General features: G+C 74.4%; 18 protein-coding genes. 12 read left to right on the forward strand and 6 right to left on the reverse strand.

Going from position 1 to position 20,348, the window contains the following annotated elements:
* Positions 1-63: 63 nt before the first annotated feature.
* Positions 64-1,077, reverse strand: coding sequence for an endonuclease/exonuclease/phosphatase family protein (locus ACFZCF_RS02115; protein ID WP_388440101.1), 1,014 nt, complete (start codon positions 1,075-1,077; stop codon positions 64-66).
* Positions 1,078-1,718: 641 nt separating this feature from the next.
* Here ACFZCF_RS02115 and panB point away from each other — a divergent pair.
* From panB to ACFZCF_RS02130, 3 genes are all read left to right on the forward strand, one after another.
* A complete protein-coding gene (gene panB / locus ACFZCF_RS02120) occupies positions 1,719-2,582 on the forward strand; it encodes a 3-methyl-2-oxobutanoate hydroxymethyltransferase (RefSeq protein WP_391283996.1) in 864 nt (287 codons plus the stop codon).
* 273 nt (positions 2,583-2,855) lie between these two features.
* A complete protein-coding gene (locus ACFZCF_RS02125; RefSeq protein WP_391283998.1) occupies positions 2,856-3,848 on the forward strand; it encodes an ATP-binding cassette domain-containing protein in 993 nt (330 codons plus the stop codon).
* Positions 3,845-4,702, forward strand: coding sequence for an ABC transporter permease (locus tag ACFZCF_RS02130; RefSeq protein ID WP_388440111.1), 858 nt, complete (start codon positions 3,845-3,847; stop codon positions 4,700-4,702). Before ACFZCF_RS02125 ends, ACFZCF_RS02130 begins: the two co-directional genes overlap by 4 nt.
* A 23-nt stretch (positions 4,703-4,725) precedes the next feature.
* Here the strand turns inward: ACFZCF_RS02130 and ACFZCF_RS02135 are convergent, their stop codons facing one another.
* Entirely contained in the window at positions 4,726-8,025 is a 3,300-nt protein-coding gene (locus ACFZCF_RS02135) for a BTAD domain-containing putative transcriptional regulator (protein ID WP_391284000.1), read from the reverse strand.
* 278 nt (positions 8,026-8,303) lie between these two features.
* Here ACFZCF_RS02135 and ACFZCF_RS02140 point away from each other — a divergent pair, with 278 nt between their 5' ends.
* The gene (locus ACFZCF_RS02140; protein ID WP_391284002.1) at positions 8,304-9,098 is read left to right on the forward strand and encodes a site-2 protease family protein; all 795 of its coding nucleotides are present in this window, start codon (positions 8,304-8,306) and stop codon (positions 9,096-9,098) included.
* Here ACFZCF_RS02140 and ACFZCF_RS02145 read toward each other — a convergent pair.
* Positions 9,095-9,286 carry a hypothetical protein gene (locus ACFZCF_RS02145; protein ID WP_388440120.1) on the reverse strand — a complete coding sequence of 64 codons (192 nt, stop codon included), beginning with the start codon at positions 9,284-9,286 and terminating at the stop codon, positions 9,095-9,097. The two genes, ACFZCF_RS02140 and ACFZCF_RS02145, sit on opposite strands and share 4 nt — an antisense overlap.
* Positions 9,287-9,373: 87 nt before the next feature.
* Entirely contained in the window at positions 9,374-10,093 is a 720-nt protein-coding gene (npdG, locus tag ACFZCF_RS02150) for an NADPH-dependent F420 reductase (RefSeq protein WP_388440123.1), read from the reverse strand.
* A 93-nt stretch (positions 10,094-10,186) separates the two neighbouring features.
* Between npdG and ACFZCF_RS02155 the strand changes: the two genes are divergently transcribed.
* Complete coding sequence (locus tag ACFZCF_RS02155; protein WP_388440126.1) at positions 10,187-10,786, forward strand: hypothetical protein; 600 nt, start codon at positions 10,187-10,189, stop codon at positions 10,784-10,786.
* Between the two features lie 249 nt (positions 10,787-11,035).
* Complete coding sequence (locus tag ACFZCF_RS02160; RefSeq protein ID WP_391284005.1) at positions 11,036-12,343, forward strand: MFS transporter; 1,308 nt, start codon at positions 11,036-11,038, stop codon at positions 12,341-12,343.
* Between the two features lie 665 nt (positions 12,344-13,008).
* Here ACFZCF_RS02160 and ACFZCF_RS02165 read toward each other — a convergent pair.
* The gene (locus ACFZCF_RS02165) at positions 13,009-13,239 is read right to left on the reverse strand and encodes a hypothetical protein (RefSeq protein ID WP_388440131.1); all 231 of its coding nucleotides are present in this window, start codon (positions 13,237-13,239) and stop codon (positions 13,009-13,011) included.
* Positions 13,240-13,300: 61 nt separating this feature from the next.
* On the opposite strand from ACFZCF_RS02165, the gene map reads away from it, so the two are divergent.
* Complete coding sequence (gene map / locus ACFZCF_RS02170) at positions 13,301-14,158, forward strand: type I methionyl aminopeptidase (protein WP_388440134.1); 858 nt, start codon at positions 13,301-13,303, stop codon at positions 14,156-14,158.
* A 119-nt stretch (positions 14,159-14,277) separates the two neighbouring features.
* Positions 14,278-14,928 (forward strand): biliverdin-producing heme oxygenase, encoded by a 651-nt coding sequence (locus ACFZCF_RS02175; RefSeq protein ID WP_391284008.1) that lies wholly within the window; start codon positions 14,278-14,280, stop codon positions 14,926-14,928.
* A gap of 63 nt (positions 14,929-14,991) precedes the next feature.
* Here the strand turns inward: ACFZCF_RS02175 and ACFZCF_RS02180 are convergent, their stop codons facing one another.
* The gene (locus tag ACFZCF_RS02180) at positions 14,992-15,681 is read right to left on the reverse strand and encodes a PhzF family phenazine biosynthesis protein (protein ID WP_391284010.1); all 690 of its coding nucleotides are present in this window, start codon (positions 15,679-15,681) and stop codon (positions 14,992-14,994) included.
* A 319-nt stretch (positions 15,682-16,000) separates the two neighbouring features.
* Here ACFZCF_RS02180 and efeO point away from each other — a divergent pair, with 319 nt between their 5' ends.
* From efeO to ACFZCF_RS02200, 4 genes are read left to right on the forward strand one after another with little or no spacing between them, the layout of a single operon-like run.
* A complete protein-coding gene (efeO, locus tag ACFZCF_RS02185) occupies positions 16,001-17,158 on the forward strand; it encodes an iron uptake system protein EfeO (protein ID WP_391284013.1) in 1,158 nt (385 codons plus the stop codon).
* Entirely contained in the window at positions 17,155-18,414 is a 1,260-nt protein-coding gene (gene efeB, locus ACFZCF_RS02190; protein WP_391284015.1) for an iron uptake transporter deferrochelatase/peroxidase subunit, read from the forward strand. The genes efeO and efeB overlap by 4 nt, the downstream gene beginning before the upstream one ends.
* A 52-nt stretch (positions 18,415-18,466) precedes the next feature.
* Positions 18,467-19,345, forward strand: coding sequence for an iron uptake transporter permease EfeU (gene efeU, locus ACFZCF_RS02195; protein WP_388440151.1), 879 nt, complete (start codon positions 18,467-18,469; stop codon positions 19,343-19,345).
* Entirely contained in the window at positions 19,305-20,342 is a 1,038-nt protein-coding gene (locus tag ACFZCF_RS02200) for a hypothetical protein (RefSeq protein WP_391284017.1), read from the forward strand. The genes efeU and ACFZCF_RS02200 overlap by 41 nt, the downstream gene beginning before the upstream one ends.
* The last annotated feature ends 6 nt before the right edge of the window (positions 20,343-20,348 follow it).

Here is a 20,348-nt window from a genome sequence, read left to right on the forward strand (position 1 = left end):
GGACCGCCGGGCCCGGGGGGGGCGCGCTTCCCGCGGTCGCCAGGTCGTCGGGTCGTCGGGTCGTCAGAAGGTGACGCGGGCGGCGAGGGGGAGGTGGTCGCTGTCGGTCTCCGGGAGGGCCCAGGAGGAGACCGGCTCGACACCGCGGACCAGGATCTGGTCGATGCGGGCCATGGGGAAGGAGGCCGGCCAGGAGAAGCCGAAGCCGTCGCCGGCCGCGCCCTGGGTGGAGCGGAGCTGGGAGGTGACGGCGTTGAGGGAGCGGTCGTTCATGGTGCCGTTGAGGTCGCCGAGGAGGACGATCCGGGACGCGCGGTCGTTCGCGATGGCCTCGCCGAGGGCGTCGGCGCTGGTGTCGCGCTGGTTGGCGGTGAAGCCGGCGTTCAGCTTGACCCGCACGGACGGCAGGTGGGCGACGTACACCCGCAGCTCGCCCTGGGGGGCGACGACGGTGGCCTGCATGGCGCGGGTCCAGCCCATGTGGATGTCGACCGGGCGGGGGTCGCGCAGCGGCAGCCGGCTCCACAGGCCGACGGTCCCCTGGACGGAGTGGTACGGGTACTTCTCCGCCAGCTCACGCTCGTAGACCGGCACCGCGTCGGCCTTCAGCTCCTCCAGGGCGAGCACGTCGGCGCCGGAGCCGGCGAGCAGGCGGGCGGTGCCGGCGGGGTCCGGGTTGTCGGCGTTGACGTTGTGGGTGGCGACGGTGAGGTCGCCGCCCGAGGCGGACTTGTCGGCGACGAGACCGCCGAAGAGGTTGAGCCAGACGACCGCGGGGAGCAGCAGCGCGAGCAGCGCGGTGGCGGAGCGGCGGAGCAGGGCGAGGAGGAGCAGGACCGGCACGAAGAGGCCGAGCCAGGGCAGGAAGGTCTCGGTGAGGCTGCCGAGGTTGCCGACGCGGTTGGGGATCTGGGCGTGGAAGGCCATCAGGAGCGTGAGGACGAGGGCGCAGAGCGCCAGCACGATGCCGCGGCGCCAGATGCCCGGGTCGCGGCGGAGACGGCCGAGGGCGGAGCGGAACCGGTCGCGGGACCCGGAAGGGGTACCTCCCGTTCCGCCGTGCTCCGTCCCCGTCATGTCCACCCGCGCCATCGCTGCCCTCGCTCGTCTTGCCGTGCCGTTCGTGCCGTCCGTGCTCCGGGACCCGGCTCGACCCTAGGCGATACGGGACCCCGCGCACTTCCCCAAGGACGGCCGTGGCGTGTGACGGGGTTCCGGGGGTGCGGCGGTTCGGGCGGGCTGTGACAGAACGCGCACATTCGTGCGGGTCGCGGCGGCGTCGGTCCCTCGGCCGGACCCCGTCGAGGAGGCCGTCCGCGACGCGCGCTCGCCCCGGGGTCCCGTCCGAGCGCCCGTCGCCCCCGGCGTCCCGTCCGAGCGAGCCGAACACACCGGGATGCCGTCACCACGGGTCTCCTCGGGTACGGACGCGGGGGGGGCGGGGGCGGGGGGCGGGGAGTGGGGCGGGAACAGGGACGGCTCCGGCATGGCCCCGCTCCACGCCTCGCGGCGGGGCCGCCCCCGCCGCGCCGCCGCTCCCCGGCGCGCCGCCACTCCCCGGCGCGGCTCCGATACGACCCCGTCCCGTATCGGAGAGGGCTCGGGTGTGAAGAGCGCCACTCCGGCCCACTTCCCCGCCCACCCGGCGAAGTGCCACCATGGATGTGGTCCGGGGACGCCGTCAGGGCGCCTCGAGATGACACAAGGAGCCGTTGACCATGACGCTTCAGGTTGCCCAGAAACCGCCCGCCGACAGCACCAAGACGCTGTACGGGGGCAAGGGCTCGCGCCGTCTCACCGTCCACGACATCGCCGCCGCCAAGACCCGCGGCGAGAAGTGGCCCATGCTCACCGCCTACGACGCCATGACCGCCTCCGTCTTCGACGAGGCCGGCATCCCGGTGATCCTCGTCGGCGACTCGATGGGCAACTGCCACCTCGGCTACGACACCACCGTGCCCGTCACGATGGACGAGATGGCCCTCCTCTCCGCCGCAGTCGTCCGGGGCACCAAGCGCGCCCTCGTCGTCGGCGACCTGCCCTTCGGCTCGTACCAGGAAGGGCCCGTCCAGGCCCTGCGCAGCGCCACCCGGCTGGTCAAGGACGCGGGCGTCCAGGCCGTGAAGCTGGAGGGCGGCCAGCGGTCGCTGCCCCAGACCGAGATGCTGGTCCAGGCCGGCATCCCCGTCATGTCGCACCTCGGCCTCACCCCGCAGTCCGTGAACACCATGGGCTACCGGGTGCAGGGCCGCTCCGACGAGGCCGCCCACGGCCTGCTGCGCGACGCCAAGGCCGCCCAGGACGCGGGCGCCTTCGCGCTCGTCCTGGAGCTGGTCCCGGCCGAGCTGGCCGCCGAGGTCACCCGCTCGCTGGAGATCCCCGTCATCGGCATCGGCGCGGGCCCCGACACCGACGCCCAGGTCCTCGTCTGGACCGACATGGCCGGACTCACCGGCGGCAAGGTGCCGCGCTTCAGCAAGCAGTACGCCAACCTCCGCGAGACGCTCGGCGACGCCGCCCGCGCCTTCGCCGAGGACGTGGCCGGCGGGGCCTTCCCCGCCGAGGAGCACACGTTCCACTAGGGGGTGTCTTTCGGGTCAGGCCGGATCAGGGAGCGGCGTCTGGTGCGTGCGCTCGCAAGGCGGAGGAGGGAGTCCATGCGGAGCATCGGCGACCGACGACAACGCCGCGAGCGTGCGTGCCAGGCGTCGCGAGCCCGGCATGACCCGAAAGACACGCCCTAAGCCACCCCTGGCACCACCGACAGCCCGCCGACTTCCCCCGTCGGCGGGCTGTCGTCCGTCTGTAGGCCGTTTGTCGGGAGGCTGTCAGCGGTGCCCTGTTCCATGAGGGGCATGACGCGATCACAGACCAACGCCGTCGAGGTCCGGGGCCTCGTGAAGCACTTCGGCGAGACCAAGGCCCTGGACGGGGTCGACCTGGACGTCCGCGAGGGCACCGTCCTCGGGGTTCTCGGGCCGAACGGCGCCGGGAAGACCACCCTCGTCCGCTGCCTCTCCACCCTCCTCGTCCCGGACGCCGGGACCGCCACCGTCGCCGGCTACGACGTGGTGCGCCAGCCCCGGCAGCTGCGCCGCACCATCGGCCTCACCGGCCAGTACGCCTCCGTCGACGAGAAGCTCTCCGGCTTCGAGAACCTGTACATGATCGGGCGGCTGCTCGACCTCTCCCGCGCGGACGCCCGCCGCCGCGCCGACGAGATGCTGGAGCGCTTCTCCCTCACCGAGGCCGCCAAGCGCCCGGCGATGAACTACTCCGGCGGCATGCGGCGCCGCCTCGACCTCGCCGCCTCCATGATCGGGCAGCCGGCCGTGCTCTACCTGGACGAGCCGACCACCGGCCTCGACCCGCGCACCCGCAACGAGGTCTGGGACGAGGTGAAGCGGATGGTCGCCGAGGGCGTCACCGTCCTCCTCACCACCCAGTACATGGAGGAGGCGGAGCAGCTCGCGAGCGAGCTGACCGTCGTCGACCGGGGCAAGGTCATCGCCCGGGGCGGGGTCGACGAACTGAAGGCGAAGGTCGGCGGCCGCACCCTGAAGGTCCGCCCGGTCGACCCGGCACAGCTGCCCGCGATGGCGGCCGCGCTCCGCGAGACCGGTCTCGACGGCGTCGCCGGCGCGACCGTGGTGCCCGACGAGGGCGCGCTGTACGTGCCGATCCTCACCGACCAGCAGCTGACGGCCGTGGTCGCGCTGCTCGGCGCGCGCGGCTTCGGCATCGCCCACATCGGCACCCATCTGCCCAGCCTGGACGAGGTGTTCCTGGCCATCACCGGTCAGAAGACCACCCTCTCCGACGACATCACCGAGGAGGTCGCCGCGTGAGCACGACCACGGTCACCCAGTCCCCCGCCGGCGCCCCGGACCGGGCGCCGGCACGTCCGGACCGCGTCGACGCGGAGGGCCGCATCGGCCTGCGGGCCAACCTCCGCCACATCGGCGCGCTCGCCCGGCGCAACGCCCTCCAGATCAAGCAGGACCCGGAGTCGATGTTCGACGCCGTGTTCATGCCGATCATCTTCATCCTGCTCTTCGTGTACGTCTTCGGCGGCGCGATCTCCGGCAAGGGCAACAACGACGCCTACGTGAACTACGTGGCACCCGGCCTGATGGCGATGATGGGCATGAACATCGCCATGGCCGTGGGCGTGGGCATCAACGACGACTTCAAGAAGGGGGTGATGGACCGGTTCCGGACGATGCCGATCGCCCGCTCCTCGGTCCTCGTCGCCAAGATCGTCGTCGAGATCGGCAGGATGCTGATCGCCACCGCCATCCTGCTCGGCATGAGCTTCCTGCTGGGCCTGACGATCCACACCTCGGTGCTCCACCTGTTCGCCGCCATCGGCCTGTCGATGGTCTTCGGCGCCTCGCTGATGTGGATCTTCATCCTGATCGGTCTGACCGTGAAGACGGCGCAGGCCGTCCAGGGCGTGGCGATGATGGTCCTGATGCCGCTCCAGTTCGGCTCCTCGATCTTCGCGCCGACGACCACGATGCCCGGCTGGCTGGAGACCTTCACGGACTACAACCCGCTGTCGAACCTCGCGGACGCGGCCCGCGGCCTCATCAACGGCGGCCCGGTCGCCCACTCCGTGTGGATGACGCTCGGCTGGGCGCTGGCCATCACCGTCGTCACGGCCCCGCTCGCGGTCTCCAAGTTCCGCAAGAAGACCTGAGCGGCCGCCCCGGTGACGGGGGTTCAGGACTCGGCGCGCTCACTGATCGCGTCGGCGGCGCTGCCGAGCAGGGCGGCGGCCTCCTCCGCGGAGAGGCCGCCGCCTTCGGCGTGCGCGGCCGCGAAGGCCTCCGCACCGAGCACGGCGCGGGTCAGCTCCGTCGCCCGCGCCAGGTTCTCCCGCTCCAGGCCCGGCTCCCGGTGCCCCTCGGGCACGAGGGCGTCCCGCGCCCCGAGGAGCAGGGCCGCCGTCCGGGCCGCCTCGCCGCCCACCCCGGCGAGCGCCCAGGCCCCCACGACCAGGTGGACGCCGGGCATCTGCGGCACCACCATCATCGACAGCGGGCCGAGGGACCGCCGGTACGCGGCGGCGATCCGCGCGAGCGCGTCGGCGTACCGCTCCTCCAGGACGTCCAGCCAGGCCAGGCTGCCGAGCGTGAACCCCTCGAAGACGGCGAGGGTCTCGCTGCCGAACTCCTCCAGCAGGGACGTCAGGTGCTCCCGGGCCTCGCCGGTCCTGCCGGTCCTGCCGAGGGCGAGGGCGAGGAAGAGGCGGGCGCCGAGCTGCGGTTCGTGCCCCGTCGCCTGGTCGGCCAGGATCGCCCGCAGGATCGCCTCGCCCTCCTCGATGCGGCCCGCCTCGATGAGGGTGTCGGCGTACCGGGCCCGCAGCAGTTCCTGCTGCGAGGGCGCCCCGATCCGCTGCGCGTAGCCGATGGCGGCCGAGAAGTCCCGGGCGGCCGCGTCGTAGGCGAGCAGCCGCTCGTGGGCCTCGCCGCGGGCGGAGAGCGCCTCGGCCGCGCCCCAGGCGTCCCCGAGCCCCTCGAAGAGGGCCAGGCTCTCGTCGGCGTCCGCGATCGCGACCTCGGCCCACGCGCCCCGGTTGGCCCGCATGTTGGCCCGCAGCTGCAGGACGTGGGCGAGCTCCCACGTGTACCCGTACCGTCGGCACGCCTCCACCGTCACGTCGAGGAGCTCGTGCAGCCGCTCGGGCTCGCCCATGATGAGCACCGCGAAGACGGCGAAGGAGCCGGGGAGCCGGCAGGTCTGCGGCAGTCCCGGCCGGTAGACGGCGGTGATCTCGCCCAGCCGGGCCTGCCCCTCGGGGCTCGTCCAGCGGGCGGTCTCGTGGTCCATGTTGATCAGTTCGGCGAGCCGCACCCCGCGCCGGGCCTCCCAGCGCTGCTCCTCGGAGAGCGGCGGCGGCGCGGCCGTGCACGGCTCGTGCAGCGGGACGAGCGGCGCGGCCGGCGGGGCGAACGGGTCGGGCCCCAGCGCGGCGACGGCCCGGAACCCCTGGAGGGCGTCGGAGCGCAGGTCGCGCAGCTGCCAGTACCAGAGCAGGGCGTGGACGAGGACGAGCGCCTCGTCCTCGTCGCGGGCGGCGACGGCGCGGGCGAGCGCGGTGCGGAGGTTGCCGTACTCGGCGTCGAGCCGGACCATGGCCGCGAGCTGCCCCGATCCGCGCAGCCCGGGGTCGGTGGTGCGGGCGAGTTCGCGGTAGTACGTGAGGTGGGCCCGTTCGACGGCCGTCCGCTCCCCCGCCTCGTCCAGCCGCTCCCCCGCGTACTCCGCCACCGTCTCCAGGAGCCGGAACCGCGTCCCGGACTCCTCCGGCGCCGCCACCACCAGCGACTTGTCGACCAGCGCGCCGAGCACGGACAGCACGTCGGCCCCCTCGGGACCGGCGCAGACGGCCTCCGCCGCCTCCAGGTCGCAGCCGCCGGTGAAGACGGCGAGCCGCCGCAGCACCGCCCGCTCCGGCGCCTCGAGCAGCTCCCACGACCAGTCGACCACCGCGCGCAGGGTCTGCTGGCGGGGCAGCACCGTCCGCGCGCCCGAGGTCAGCAGCCGGAAGCGGTCGTCGAGCCGGTCCGCGATCTGCCGGGGCGACAGCATCCGCAGCCGCGCCGCCGCCAGCTCGATCGCCAGCGGCAGCCCGTCGAGCCGCCGCACGATCTCCTCCGCCGCCCCGGGGTCCCCGGCCACGTCGAAACCGGGCCGCGCCGCCGCGCCCCGCTCGCCGAGCAGCCGCAGCGCCGTCTCCTCCGGCAGCGGGCCGAGCGGCCGCAGCCGCTCCCCCGGCACGCCCAGCGGCTCCCGGCTGGTCGCCAGGATCCGTACGCCGGGACAGCGGGCGAGGACCGTCTCCGCGAGCCGGGCCGCCGCGTCCACCAGGTGCTCGCAGTTGTCCAGGAGCAGCAGCATCCGCCGCCCCGCGCAGTGCTCCACGAGGCGGTGCAGCGGGTCGCCGCCGGCGCGGAGCTCCTCGGCGCCGGCGCCGCGCAGCACGGTCTCGCGGGCGCCGAGGGCGGCGAGGACGGCCTCGGGGACGGCCTGCGGGTCGCGGACGGAGGCGAGTTCGGCGACCCAGACGCCGTCGGGCCAGGCGTCGGCGGCCCGCTCGGCCGCCTCCTGGGAGAGCCGGGTCTTGCCGGCGCCGCCGGGCCCGAGCAGGGTCACCAGGCGGGCGGCGTCCAGGTCCTGGCGCAGGGCGGCGATCTCGTCGTCGCGCCCGACGAAGGAGGTGAGCCGGGCCCGCAGGTTGCCGGCGGCGGGGGCCGCCCGGTGCACGGGGGCGGGGGCGGGGGCCGGTACCTCGGCGGTGAGCAGCCGCTCGTGGAGGGCCCGCAGGCCGGGGCCCGGGTCGGCGCCGAGCCGGTCGGCGAGGGTCCGGCGGACCTCCTCGTACGCGGCGAGGGCCTCGGCGGCCCGGCCGGTGTCGCGCAGGGCGCGGATCCGCAGGGCCTGGAGGGGCTCGTCGAGCGGACGGTCGGCGCAGAGGGCGGTGAGCTCGGGGAGGGCGTCGGCGGCCCGGCCGAGGGCCAGCGCCGCGTCGAGCCGGGCGCGCCGGGCGTCCAGGCGGCGGGCCTCCCAGCGGGCGGCCTCGGCGTGCCGGTCGGGCAGGTCGGCGAGCGCGGGGCCGGACCAGAGGCCCAGTGCCTCGTCGAGGAGGGCGGCGGCCCGGCCCGGGTCCCCGGCGGCGAGCGCGGCGGAGCCGTCGGCGGCGAGCCGTTCGAAGCGGTAGAGGTCGACGTCCTCGCGGGCCGCGCCGAGCCGGTAGCCGCCGCCGTCCGCGGACGGGACCCGGTCCTTCCCGAGCGCCTTCCTGAGCCGGCCGGCCAGCGCCTGGAGCGCGGCGACGGCGTCGGCGGGCGGCTCGTCGCCGTGCCAGACCTCGTCGACGAGCACGGCCACCGGCACGGCGCGGCCGGGCCGGAGGGCGAGGGCGGTGAGCAGGGCACGGACGCGCGGCCCGCCGACGGGCAGCTCGCCGCCGTCGGCGCACAGCACACGGGTCGGTCCCAGGAGGCAGTAACGCACTCCCCCATTCTCCGCGAGCGCCCCCGGGGCGCCGGACGGCGGGGGACGGCCGGGGGCAGGCGGGGGCGGACGGGTGGATGGCGACGGGCGGCCGACGGGAGGCCGTGGGAGGGCGGGGAACCGGCGGCGGGCGGCCGACCGGGGGCCGGCGGCGAACGGGCAGGGAGCGGGCGGTGGGCGGGCGACCGGACCCCGGCGGGAGATCGGCGGGGAACCGGCGGCCGGAGCGGTACGTTCTCGCACCACCACTGCCAGTTCCGGATCGGGGGAAGCCCGTGATGAGTTCGGCCGCCGTCCGCCGCGAGGAGCGGCGGATCAGTCCCGTCTTCCTGGCGGTGCTCGCCGTCATGGCGGTCACCGGATGGGCGGTGTGGACGGACTTCGCCGCGCTGCCCGGGGTGGCGGTCTTCCTCTTCGTCACCTCGGCGTGGATCGTCTCGCTCTGTCTGCACGAGTACGCGCACGCCCGGACGGCCCTGCACGGCGGGGACGTCACGGTGGGCGCCAAGGGCTATCTGAGCCTGAACCCGTTCGCGTACACCCACGCCGTCCTCAGCGTGATCCTGCCCGTGCTCTTCGTGATCATGGGCGGGATCGGTCTGCCCGGCGGGGCGGTCTTCGTCGAGCAGGGCCGGATCAGGGGCCGCTGGAAGCACAGCCTGATCTCGGCGGCGGGCCCGCTGGCGAACGTACTGTTCGCGGTGGTGTGCACGGCGCCGTTCTGGCTGGGCGCGCTCGACGGGGTGCCGGCGGCCTTCCGGTACGCGCTGGCGTTCCTGGCGTTCCTCCAGGTGACGGCGGCGCTCCTGAACCTGCTGCCGGTACCGGGGCTCGACGGCTACGGGATCCTGGAGCCCTGGCTGTCGTACGGGCTGAGGCGGCGGATCGAGCCGGTCGCGCCGTACGGCTTCTTCGTGGTGATCGCGCTGCTCTTCGTGCCGGCCGTCAACGGCGCGTTCTTCGACGCGGTCGACGCGCTGATGCGGACCCTGGGCGTCGGCGGCCTCGACCGCGCCTGCGGCTCGGCCCTCTTCCGCTTCTGGGAGGGCACTCCGGCCGCCTGCCCGGTCTAGACGGCCTCCGCGGCCTCCGCCGCCTTCTCGGCCTTCGCGCGGCGGAGGTAGTACCAGGCCATGTTGGAGGAGAGGCCGGCGAGGAGGACCCAGACGATGCCGACGAAGCTGCCGTTGACGAAGGAGATCACGGCCGCGGCGACGGCCAGGGCGCAGACCACGAGGGCGTAGAGGGCGAGACGGGGCATGGGGGTCGGCTCCTGTCGGGTACGGCTGACGGTGCCCGACCAGTGTCCCCCATGCCCCGAAGCGTCCGTTCTCCGGCTCCGCCCCGTTCAGATGTCGGTGATCCGGATGCCCGCGTGGGCCTTGTAGCGGCGGTTGACCGAGATGAGGTTGGCGACGAGGGACTCGACCTGGTGGGCGTTGCGCAGCCGGCCCGCGAAGACTCCGCGCATGCCGGGGACGCGGCCCGCCAGCGCCTGCACGATCTCGACGTCGGCGCGCTCCTCGCCGAGGACCATCACGTCGGTGTCGATCTCGGCGATCGAGGTGTCCTTGAGGAGGACGGCCGAGAGGTGGTGGAAGGCGGCCGTGACCCGGGAGTCCGGGAGCAGCGCGGCGGCCTGCTCGGCGGCGGAGCCCTCCTCGGGCTTGAGGGCGTAGGCGCCCTTCTTGTCGAAGCCGAGCGGGTTGACGCAGTCGACGACGAGCTTGCCGGCGAGGTCCGCGCGCAGCGACTCCAGGGTCTCGGCGTGGCCGTCCCACGGCACGGCGACGATGACGACGTCGCTGCGGCGGGCGCACTCGGCGTTGTCGGCGCCCTCAACGCCGTGGCCGATCTCGGCGGCGACGGCCTCGGCGCGGTCGGCCGCGCGGGAGCCGATGATCACCTGCTGGCCGGCGGCGGCGAAGCGGTAGGCGAGGCCGCGGCCCTGGTCGCCGGTGCCGCCGAGGACACCGACGACGAGCCCGGAGACGTCGGGCAGGTCCCAGGGGTCCTTGGCGGCCTTGGGGGCGGTCGGGGGTGCGGTGGCGGGGGTCGAGTCAGTCATGGGCCGACCCTACCCACCGGTTCGGGACCCGTTCGGGTGGACCTGCGCGGAGCGGCGGCGGGTGGGCGGGCGGCTGGGGCAGGATGCGGCGCCATGGATGCCGTACGGGTCGCGTTGCTGCGGGAAGTGCTCGCCGGGACGGAGTGGCCGGCGGCGGCGCGCCGCTTCGCCGGGGCGCTGCGGGCGTCGGTGGCGCCGCGCCGGGGCGCGCTGCTGCTCGTGGGCACGGAGGCGTACGAGCCGTGGCACCTGGCGGCGCACCTGGTGGACGAGGCGGCCTGGTCGGGCCTGCCGGAGCTGGCCCCCACGCTGGTACGCCACCGGGCCAGGCCCGGCGACCCGCCGCACCTGGCGGTGGGCCTGGGGCGCCTGGAGACGGCGGGCCGGGGCACCGCGCTCCTCGTCGTGGCGCCGGCCCGCCCGGAGGAGGAGCTGCTCCAGCGGGTGCACGACGCGCGCCGCGCGGGGGCGACGGTGCTGTCGCTCGACGGGGGCGACGCGGAGGTGCGGGGCCTGGCGCACGAGGCGCTGTCGGTGACGGAGGGGGCGGGGCTGGACCTGGACACGGTCCAGCACCTCGTCAGCGCGGCGGCGGGGGAGAACCGGCTGCCTTCGGCTCGGGGGCGCCGGTTCCGCGACCGCCTGGCCCGCCTGGCCGACCACCTGACGTCCCCGCCGCCCCCACGCTGGTGACCGGCACCCGACGGCCCCGCGTGGTCGGGGCCCGGTCTTCGCGCCGGGTGCCTGCGGGGCGGCGGCCGCGGCTCCGCGGGCGCCGCGCCGCTGAGGCGGTGCCCCGGGCCGCCCCTGCTCACGGGCACCGCGCCGTCGCGCGTCCGCCCCGCCGGCGCGACCTGGCCTTGGCGCCGGGCGCCTGCGGGGGCAGTGGCCCCGGGGGAAATCGGTTGAGTGGGGGCGGGGGTGGGCGGAGCATGGGGGCCCGTGGCTTCTTCCTTGCGTGCGCGGCTCGCGGCCGTGCTTCCCGACACCACCCCGTGGCGCTCCTCCCGTGACTTCCGGCTGCTGTGGGGCCAGGGGCTGGTCACGTACTTCGCCAGTGCCATGGCGATGGTGGCGCTGCCGCTGCAGATCAAGGAGCTGACGGACTCGCCGCTCGCCGTGGGCGCGATGGGGGCCGTGGAGCTGGTGCCGCTGGTGGTGTTCGGGCTGTACGGCGGGGCGCTGGCGGACGCGGTGGACCGGCGTCGGGTGATCGTCGCCACGGAGGCGGGGCTCGGGCTGCTCGCCCTGCTGTTGCTGCTGAACTCGCTGCTCGCCGAGCCGCCGCTGTGGCCGCTGTACGTGGTCGCGGCGGGCGTGTCCGCGCTCGCGGGCCTCCAGCGGCCCGCCCTGGACTCGCTGCTGGCGCGGATCGTGCCGCACGAGCAGCAGACGGCGGCGGCCGCGCTGAACTCCCTGCGGTGGCAGATGGGGGCCATCGCGGGCCCGTCCGTCGCGGGCGTGGTGGTGGCCTACGCGGGCCACGCCCCGGCGTACGCGGTGACGCTCGCCGGCTTCGCCGTGTCGGTGCTCATGTGCCGGCGCCTCTCCCCCGCCCCGCCCGCGCACGACGCGGAGAAGCCGTCGCTCCGTGCGATCGCGGAGGGGGCCCGGTACGCCTGGTCGCGGCCGGTGCTGCTGGGCACGTACGGGATCGACCTGGCCGCCATGGTCTTCGCCTTCCCGAACGCCGTCTTCCCCTTCCTCGCGGACGAGCTGGACGCCCCCTGGTCCCTGGGGCTCATGTACGCGGCCGGTTCCGTCGGCTCGCTGGTCCTCGGCCTGACCAGCGGCTGGACCTCCCGGGTGCGGCGGCACGGCCTGCTCGTGGCCGGCGGCGCGGCGGCCTGGGGGCTCGCGATCGCGGGCGCGGGCTGGTTCGGCAACGTGTGGGCGGTCCTGCTGTGCCTGGCGTTCGCCGGCGCCGGCGACATGCTGAGCGGGCTCGGGCGGTCGACGATCTGGAACCAGACGATCCCGGAGGAGCTGCGCGGCCGGCTCGCGGGCATCGAGGTGCTGTCGTACAGCGTCGGCCCGCAGCTCGGCCAGGTGCGGGCGGGCGCGATGGCGGGCTGGACCGGCACCCGCAACGCCGTCTGGGCGGGCGGCGTCGCCTGCGTGGCCTCGGTCGGCCTGCTCTGCCTGGCCCTGCCGAAGCTGCTCCGCTACGACTCCGCCACCGACGAGGACGCGCTGCGGCGAAAGGCCCAGCAGGAGGCGACGGCGTCGGCGACGGCCGGAACGGCCTGACGGAGCCCGGACCGGCACCGCCGGACCGGCAGCCCGGACCGCGATGACGGCGGCCGGACCGGCACGCTCGCCCCGGTCGGTCCTGGGCCACTCGGCGCGCCCGGGTCCCGGACCGGCACCGCGCGACCACAGCCCGGGCCGGGCACGCGCGCGACCAGAACCCGGCCCGCGGGCTCACGACCCCGGACCCAGGCCCGGCCCGGCGGCGCGTGACCCCGGACGCAGGCCCGGCGGCACGTGACCCGGGACCCAGGCCCGGCGGCACGTGACCCGGGACCCAGGCCCGGCGGCACGTGACCCGGGACCCAGGCCCGGCGGCACGTGACCCGGGGCCCAGGCCAGATGCAGGCTCAGGCCCGGGCCGGCCCCCGAGCCCGGGCTCAGGGCCCAGACACGGGGACCCGGGCCCGGGGCCGGATACCGGTCTCAGGCCCCGGGGCCCGCGGCCGGGGTCCAAATAAGACCCGGGCTCAGGCCCGGGGGCGCGGGACCCGGGGCCCCGAACCCAGAGCTCAGGCCCGGGAGCCGGCCCCGGAGCCCGGATCCAGGGCCAGACGGGGGGCCGGGCCCGGGGTCGGGCCCGGTCTCAGGCCCGAAGGCCCGGGCCCGGGGTCGAACCCGGGCTCAGGCCTTCGGGCCCGGGCCCTCGCGTCCCCGCCGCCGGGTCAGTCCTTGTCCTCCGCCGGCCCCGGTGTGTCGTGCCAGCGCGGGTCCGTCTCCCACTCCAGGTTCCGCTCGCGGGCGGTCTCCATGGCGTGCGAGGCCTCCTCACGGGTGGCGTAGGGGCCGAATCGGTTCTTCGCCGGGCAGTCGGGCCCCTCCTCGACCTTCTTGTGTTCCAGGCAGTAGTACCACTCGCCCGGCTTTCCGGCCGTGCGCTTCTTGAACAGGGCCATGGTCGTCGGCTCCTTCCCTCGGGACCATGCTGCCCCAGAGACGGTCGTTAGACTCGCTGGCATGTCTGGCCAGTCGCTTCTCGTACCGGGGGAGCTCTCCCCCACCCGCTCCGTCCCGGGCTCGATCCGTCGCCCCGAGTACGTAGGGAAGTCCGCCCCCACCCCGTACACGGGGCCGGAGGTGCAGGACTCCGACACGATCGAACGGATGCGGATCGCCGGCCGCATCGCCGCGCAGGCGATGGAGGAGGCCGCCAAGCACATCGCCCCGGGCGTCACCACCGACGAGCTCGACCGGGTCGCCCACGAGTACATGTGCGACCACGGCGCCTACCCCTCGACGCTCGGCTACCGCGGCTTCCCCAAGTCGCTGTGCGCCTCGGTCAACGAGGTCATCTGCCACGGCATCCCGGACTCCACGGTGCTGCGCGACGGCGACATCGTGAACCTGGACGTCACGGCGTACATCGGCGGCGTCCACGGCGACAACAACGCGACCTACCTCTGCGGCGACGTCGACGAGGAGTCGCGGCTGCTCGTGGAGCGCACCCGGGAGTCACTGAACCGCGCGATCAAGGCGGTGAAGCCGGGCCGGCAGATCAACATCATCGGCCGGGTCATCGAGTCGTACGCCAAGCGCTTCGGCTACGGCGTGGTGCGGGACTTCACCGGGCACGGCATCAACACGTCGTTCCACTCCGGTCTGATCGTGCCGCACTACGACTCGCCCCACCACACCACCGTCATCCAGCCGGGCATGACCTTCACGATCGAGCCGATGCTGACGCTCGGCACCCACGAGTACGACATGTGGGACGACGGGTGGACCGTGGTGACCAAGGACCGCAAGCGGACCGCGCAGTTCGAGCACACGCTCGTGGTCACCGAGACGGGGGCGGAGATCCTTACGTTGCCCTGACCCCCCTGGGGGGTACAACCTTTACCGACAGGTCGTCGGGAAACCCATTGACTTAGGTAATCCTAACCTTGGAGAATCGGGTCGCCTGGTTCCCGCCCCATCGGTCTCGGAGGCACGCCTTGGACACGCCCTTCTCCACCCTCATCCGCACGGCCTCGCACGAGCAGCACACGGAGGCGGAGACCTCGTCCTTCATGGGCGACCTCCTGGGCGGACGGCTGGGCGTGGACGCGTACGCCCGCTACACGGAGCAGCTCTGGTTCGTGTACCGGGCCCTGGAGGAGGGCGCGGAGGCGCTGCGCGAGGACCCGGTCGCCGGGCCCTTCATACAGCCCGAGCTCTTCCGCACGGAGGCCCTGGAGTCGGACCTGGCCCATCTGCGCGGCCCCGGCTGGCGCGCCGGCCTCTCGGCCCTGCCGGCCACCGAGGCGTACGCGGCGCGGGTCGCCGAGTGCGCCCGCAGTTGGCCGGCCGGTTACGTGGCCCACCACTACACCCGCTACCTGGGCGACCTGTCGGGCGGTCAGATCATCCGCGACAAGGCCGAGCGGACCTGGGGCTTCGACCGCAAGGGCGACGGCGTGCGGTTCTACGTCTTCGACGCGATCGGGAACCCGGCCGCCTTCAAGCGCTCCTACCGCGAACTCCTCGACGGGGTGAAAGCGGACGACCTGGAGAAGCAGCGGATCGTGGACGAGTGCAAGCGGGCCTTCGCCTTCAACACGGCCGTCTTCCGCGAGCTGGGCGGCGAGTTCCCGCTCAGCGCGTAGGCGTCCCCGGACAGCCCGCCCAGGAGTATCGACCCGCGGCGTCGCCGCCCCGGGTCGAGGCACCTAGCGCATCAGCGTGCCCTCCAGGCGGACCCGTCCGCCCAACTCCACGATGCCGTCGGGGCCGGGGGCGGTCAGCAGCTGCGACCCCCGGCCCTGGGTGATGTTCAGGGCGCGGCCGAGGCGTTCGGTGAGCAGCAGGGCCGCCGCGCCGGTGGCCTCGTCCTCGTCGATGCCGTCGCCGCGGCCAGGGAAGGCGCGGGCCCGGATCCGCCCCGCGGCCTCCTCCTCCCACGCCCAGGCGTAGATCCACTCGCCGGGTGCGGGCACCTCCAGGGCGTCGACCTCGGCGGCGGAGGCATACTGGCGCAGGGTGCGCGGCGGGGCCCAGGCGGCGCGGGCCTCGATCCAGGTGAACTCGCCGTCGCCGCGCACCCACACCTCTCCGGCAGGCGGGTGGACCACCTCCAGGTCGAGCAGCCAGGCGGTGCCGACGAGCGGGTGCCCGGCGAAGGGGAGGCGCAGTCCGGGGGTGTAGATGTCGACGATGCCGCGCTCGGGGTCGTCGACGAACACGGTCTCGCTGAAGCCGAGTTCCTTGGCGAGCGCCTGCCGGGACGCCTCGTCGGGGTGGGCGCGTCCGTCGCGGACGACCCCGAGGGCGTTGCCGTGGCGGCCGTCGCCCGCGCAGAAGACGCGCAGGACGTCGATCTCGGTGCCGGGTCCGGGGCCGGTCTCGCCAGTCGTGTTCATGGCGGAATTGAACCACCCGGGCGGGCGGCCGGGTCGTGCCTCGGCGTGTCCCGGGGGACGGCGCGGTCGGAGGCGAGGTCCGCGCCCTGGGGACCGGCTCCGCCGCGCTGCCCGTCGAATCCGGTGCGGAACGCGCTGCTTGACCGGTGCTTGACCCCGTGATGGGGCGGTCGTGGGGGACCCGTGACCGCCCTGTGTCCGAGTCGCCGGACGTGAGAGTCACGTCACTGGACGAGGGGGTTCGACCGAGGTGAGCCTCGGCTAAGTTAGGTCCGCCTCAGCGGCACGTCCCCGTCCGATCGCCCGTCCTGGAGCCCTCATGCGAGCCCTCCGCACCACCGCCGTCACCGCCCTGGCGGGCGCCGCCGTCCTGGCCGCCGTCACCGGATGCACCGCGAAGAGCGACGCCGAGGCGGACGGCGACGGGGTCACCGTCACCGCCAAGGACGACTCCTGCGAGGTGTCGAAGAAGGAGTTCCCGGCCGGCCACGTCACGCTGAACGTGGAGAACCGCGGTTCCAAGGTCACCGAGGTCTACGTCCTCTACCCGGACGACCGGATCGTCACCGAGCGCGAGAACATCGGCCCCGGCACCAAGGCCACGCTCACCGCCGAGATCAAGGCCGGCGCGTACGCCATCGTCTGCAAGCCCGGCATGACCGGCGCCGGCATCCGCCAGGCCGTCACCCTCACCGGCGGCGACGCCTCCGCCCCGAAGCGCTCGCCCGAGATGGACGCCGCCGTCGCCGCCTACCGCCAGTACGTCCAGGCCCAGGCCGAGGAGACGCTGCCGAAGGTGAAGGTCTTCACCGACGCCGTCCGCGCCGGTGACCTGGAGGCCGCGAAGAAGGCGTACGCCCCCTCCCGCATCGGCTGGGAGCGCACCGAGCCCGTCGCCGAGTCCTTCGGCGACATCGACCCCAAGGTCGACGTCCGCGAGGACGGTCTGGAGGAGGGCCAGGACCCGGCGAAGGACTGGACCGGCTGGCACCGCCTGGAGAAGGCGCTCTGGCAGGACAAGAAGATCACCCCGCGCGAGAAGCAGCTCGCCGACCTCCTCGACAAGGACCTGGCGGACTGGGTGAAGCGGGTCGGCACCGCCGAGATCACCCCCACCTCGATGGCGAACGGCGCCAAGGAGCTCCTCGACGAGGTCGCCACCGGCAAGGTCACCGGCGAGGAGGAGCGCTACTCCCACACCGACCTGGTCGACTTCAAGGCCAACGTGGAGGGCGCCCAGAAGTCCTTCGACCTGCTCAAGCCGGTCGCCGCGAAGAACGACGCCGCGCTCGTCGCCGAACTGGACCGGCAGTTCGCCGCGCTGAACACGCTGCTCGACGCGTACCGCGCCGACAGCACCGGCTACGACTTCACCCCGTACGACAAGGTCGGCGACGCCGAGCGCAAGAAGCTGTCGGACGGCGTGAACGCGCTGGCCGAACCGCTCTCCAAGCTCGCGGCGGCGGTCGTCAAGTGACGCCCGGGCCGACCGGTACGGAGGGCGGCCCCGCCCGCCGTACCGTCCTCGCCGTCGGCGGCGGGCTCGTCCTCGGTGCCGCCGCGGCCGGCGGCGCCGTGGCGCTGACCCGCGACGGCGGCGCCCCCGCGCCCGTCGCGGACGGCGCCGCCGCCGTGCCCTTCCACGGCCCCCACCAGGCCGGCATCGCCACCGCCGTCCAGGACCGGCTGCACTTCGCCGCGTTCGACGTCACCACCGACGACCGCGAGAAGCTGGTGAAGCTCCTGAAGGAGTGGACCCGCGCCGCCGAGCGGATGACCGCAGGCCGGGAGGTCGGCGAGGGCGCGTACGGCGGCCTCCCGGAGGCTCCCCCGGACGACACCGGTGAGGCGCTCGGCCTCAAGCCGTCCCGCCTCACCCTCACCCTCGGCTTCGGCCCCTCGCTCTTCGACGGGCGGTTCGGGCTGAAGGACCGGCGGCCCGGGGCCCTGGTGGAGCTGCCCAGGTTCCCGGGCGACAACCTCGATCCGGCGCGCAGCGGCGGCGACCTGTGCGTACAGGCCTGCGCCGACGACCCGCAGGTCGCGGTGCACGCCGTCCGCAACCTCGCCCGGATCGGCTTCGGCACGGTCGCGGTCCGCTGGTCCCAGCTGGGCTTCGGCAAGACCTCCTCGACCACCCCGGACGCGCAGACCCCGCGCAACCTCTTCGGGTTCAAGGACGGCACCCGGAACGTCTCCGGCAGCGACACCGCCGCCCTCGACCGGCACGTCTGGGTCGGCCCGAAGGACGCCACCGGCGGCGGCGCCTGGATGGCCGGCGGCTCGTACCTGGTCGCCCGGCGGATCCGGATGAACGTCGAGACCTGGGACCGCACCCCGCTCGCCGAGCAGGAGGACATCTTCGGCCGTGACAAGGAGGAGGGCGCGCCGGTCGGCAGGGCGAAGGAGCACGACGAGCCGTTCCTGAAGGCGATGAAACCGGACTCCCACGTCCGGCTCGCCCACCCGGACGCCCACGGCGGCGCGATGCTGCTGCGCCGCGGCTACTCCTTCGCCGACGGCACCGACGGCCTCGGCCGCCTCGACGCGGGCCTGTTCTTCCTCGCGTACCAGCGGGACGTGCGCGCCGGCTTCGTCCCGGTGCAGACCGCGCTCGCCCGGGCGGACGCCCTCAACGAGTACATCCAGCACGTCGGTTCGGCGGTCTTCGCCGTCCCGCCGGGCGTCCGCGACGCGGACGACTGGTGGGGCCGGGGACTCTTCGCCTCGTAGGGCACGTCTTCCGGATCCCGCCCCAGCCGTCCCCACCCAGAAGGAGTCCGCCGTGTTCGGCAACTACCTGATCGGCCTCCGCGAGGGCCTGGAGGCCAGCCTCGTCGTCTGCATCCTCGTCGCCTACCTCGTGAAGACCGGCCGCAGGGACGCCCTGAAGCCGATCTGGACCGGCATCGGCGTCGCCGTGGCCATCGCGCTCGCCTTCGGCGCCGGCCTGGAGTTCGGCTCCCAGGAGCTGACCTTCGAGGCGCAGGAGCTGCTCGGCGGCTCGCTGTCGATCCTCGCCGTGGTCCTGGTGACGTGGATGGTGTTCTGGATGAAGAGGACCGCCCGGCACCTGAGGGCGGAGCTGCACGGCAGGCTGGACGCAGCGCTGGAGATGGGTACCGGCGCGCTGGTCGCCACCGCCTTCCTGGCGGTGGGCCGGGAGGGCCTGGAGACCGCGCTGTTCGTGTGGGCGTCGGTGCGGGCCTCCTCCGACGGCAGCCACGCGCCGCTGGCCGGCGTGGTCCTCGGCCTGCTGACGGCGGTGCTGCTGGGCTGGCTGTTCTACCGGGGCGCGCTGCGGATCGATCTGGCGAGGTTCTTCACCTGGACCGGTGGGATGCTGGTCGTGGTGGCGGCGGGCGTCCTCGCGTACGGCGTGCACGACCTCCAGGAGGCCCGCTTCCTCGGCGGTCTCGCCGACAAGGCCTTCGACGTCTCGGCGACGGTGCCGCCGGACAGCTGGTACGGCACCCTCCTCAAGGGCGTCTTCAACTTCCAGCCGGACCCGACGGTCCTTCAGGTCACGGTGTGGGCGCTGTATCTGGTCCCGGCGTTCGCGCTCTTCCTCGCCCCGATAGGGTCGGGTCCGTCCGTGCGCGTGGAGAAGCAGAAGGCGACCGATGAGAAGGCTGAGGCTGGAGCGGGAGACCCGGCGGTCTGAGGTGCGGCGGGGACGGCGGCCCTCCCGGGTCCTGGCGGCCGTCGCCGCGGCGACCGTCGTGGCGCTGACCGCGAGCGGCTGTGTGACGGTCCACGGCGAGACCGCGGTCGTGCCGGGGGCGACGCCCGAGGAGGCCTCGGCGGCGCTCACCGGTTTCGTCACCGCGTTCAACCGCGCCGACAAGGCCAACGACCCGGCGCTCGACGCCGGTCAGGTGACCGGGGCGCTCGGCGCGATCAACCAGGCCGGCCTGAAGTCGAAGTCGGTGACCCGCCCGGAGGGCAATCCGGACCACGAGCCGCTGGAGCTGCGCGATCCCCGCTTCCTGGTCCCCAGGAAGGCGGGCTGGCCGCGCTGGTTCGTCGCCGACACCGACTCCAACCGCGACGACGGCACGGAGCAGGCGGACAACCGCTGGCTGGTGGCCTTCGTGAAGAACGGCCCCGAGCAGCCGTGGAAGGCCGCCCACCTGGTGATCCTCGGCCGGGACGAGATGCCCGGGTTCGCCGAGGAGGAGGGCGGCGAGGTGGCGGTCGCCGCCGACTCGGACGCCGTGGCGGTCGCCCCCGGCGTGCTGAGCGCGCGGTACGCGGCGTACCTCCAGGACGGCGGTACGAGTCCGTTCGCGGCGGGCGCGCACACCACCGAGTGGCGTGAGCGGCGGGCCCGTACGGCCTCGCGGCCGGGCGTGGCCACCCAGTGGATCGACCGCGCCGCCGACGCGGGCGACTTCGCGCCGCTGGCGCTCGCGACGCGGGACGGCGGGGCGCTGGTCTTCTTCGCCAGCCGCCACTTCGAGCGGCAGACGACCGCGAAGGGCTACCGCCCGAAGGTGGGCCCGGAGCTGAAGGCCCTGATGAAGGGCGAGGTCGTGAACACGGTGACCAAGGAGTGGGTGTCGAGCCAGGTCGTGCTGGTGAAGCCGGCGGGCACGGCGAAGGACGCGGTCGTCTTCGCGGGCCGGCTCCAGGGCGTGGTCGCGGTCGAGGGCTCCTGACGCGAC

It is taken from the genome of Streptomyces sp. NPDC007945, assembly GCF_042958885.1.
GTDB lineage: Bacteria > Actinomycetota > Actinomycetes > Streptomycetales > Streptomycetaceae > Streptomyces.

Coding starts and splice junctions, on each gene's coding strand:
- ACFZCF_RS02115 (WP_388440101.1), bottom strand. CDS start 1,077: ATGACGGGGACGGAGCACGGCGGAACGGGAGGTACCCCTTCCGGGTCC.
- panB (WP_391283996.1), top strand. CDS start 1,719: ATGACGCTTCAGGTTGCCCAGAAACCGCCCGCCGACAGCACCAAGACG.
- ACFZCF_RS02125 (WP_391283998.1), top strand. CDS start 2,856: ATGACGCGATCACAGACCAACGCCGTCGAGGTCCGGGGCCTCGTGAAG.
- ACFZCF_RS02140 (WP_391284002.1), top strand. CDS start 8,304: ATGAGTTCGGCCGCCGTCCGCCGCGAGGAGCGGCGGATCAGTCCCGTC.
- ACFZCF_RS02145 (WP_388440120.1), bottom strand. CDS start 9,286: ATGCCCCGTCTCGCCCTCTACGCCCTCGTGGTCTGCGCCCTGGCCGTC.
- npdG (WP_388440123.1), bottom strand. CDS start 10,093: ATGACTGACTCGACCCCCGCCACCGCACCCCCGACCGCCCCCAAGGCC.
- ACFZCF_RS02155 (WP_388440126.1), top strand. CDS start 10,187: ATGGATGCCGTACGGGTCGCGTTGCTGCGGGAAGTGCTCGCCGGGACG.
- ACFZCF_RS02165 (WP_388440131.1), bottom strand. CDS start 13,239: ATGGCCCTGTTCAAGAAGCGCACGGCCGGAAAGCCGGGCGAGTGGTAC.
- map (WP_388440134.1), top strand. CDS start 13,301: ATGTCTGGCCAGTCGCTTCTCGTACCGGGGGAGCTCTCCCCCACCCGC.
- ACFZCF_RS02180 (WP_391284010.1), bottom strand. CDS start 15,681: ATGAACACGACTGGCGAGACCGGCCCCGGACCCGGCACCGAGATCGAC.
- efeO (WP_391284013.1), top strand. CDS start 16,001: ATGCGAGCCCTCCGCACCACCGCCGTCACCGCCCTGGCGGGCGCCGCC.
- ACFZCF_RS02200 (WP_391284017.1), top strand. CDS start 19,305: ATGAGAAGGCTGAGGCTGGAGCGGGAGACCCGGCGGTCTGAGGTGCGG.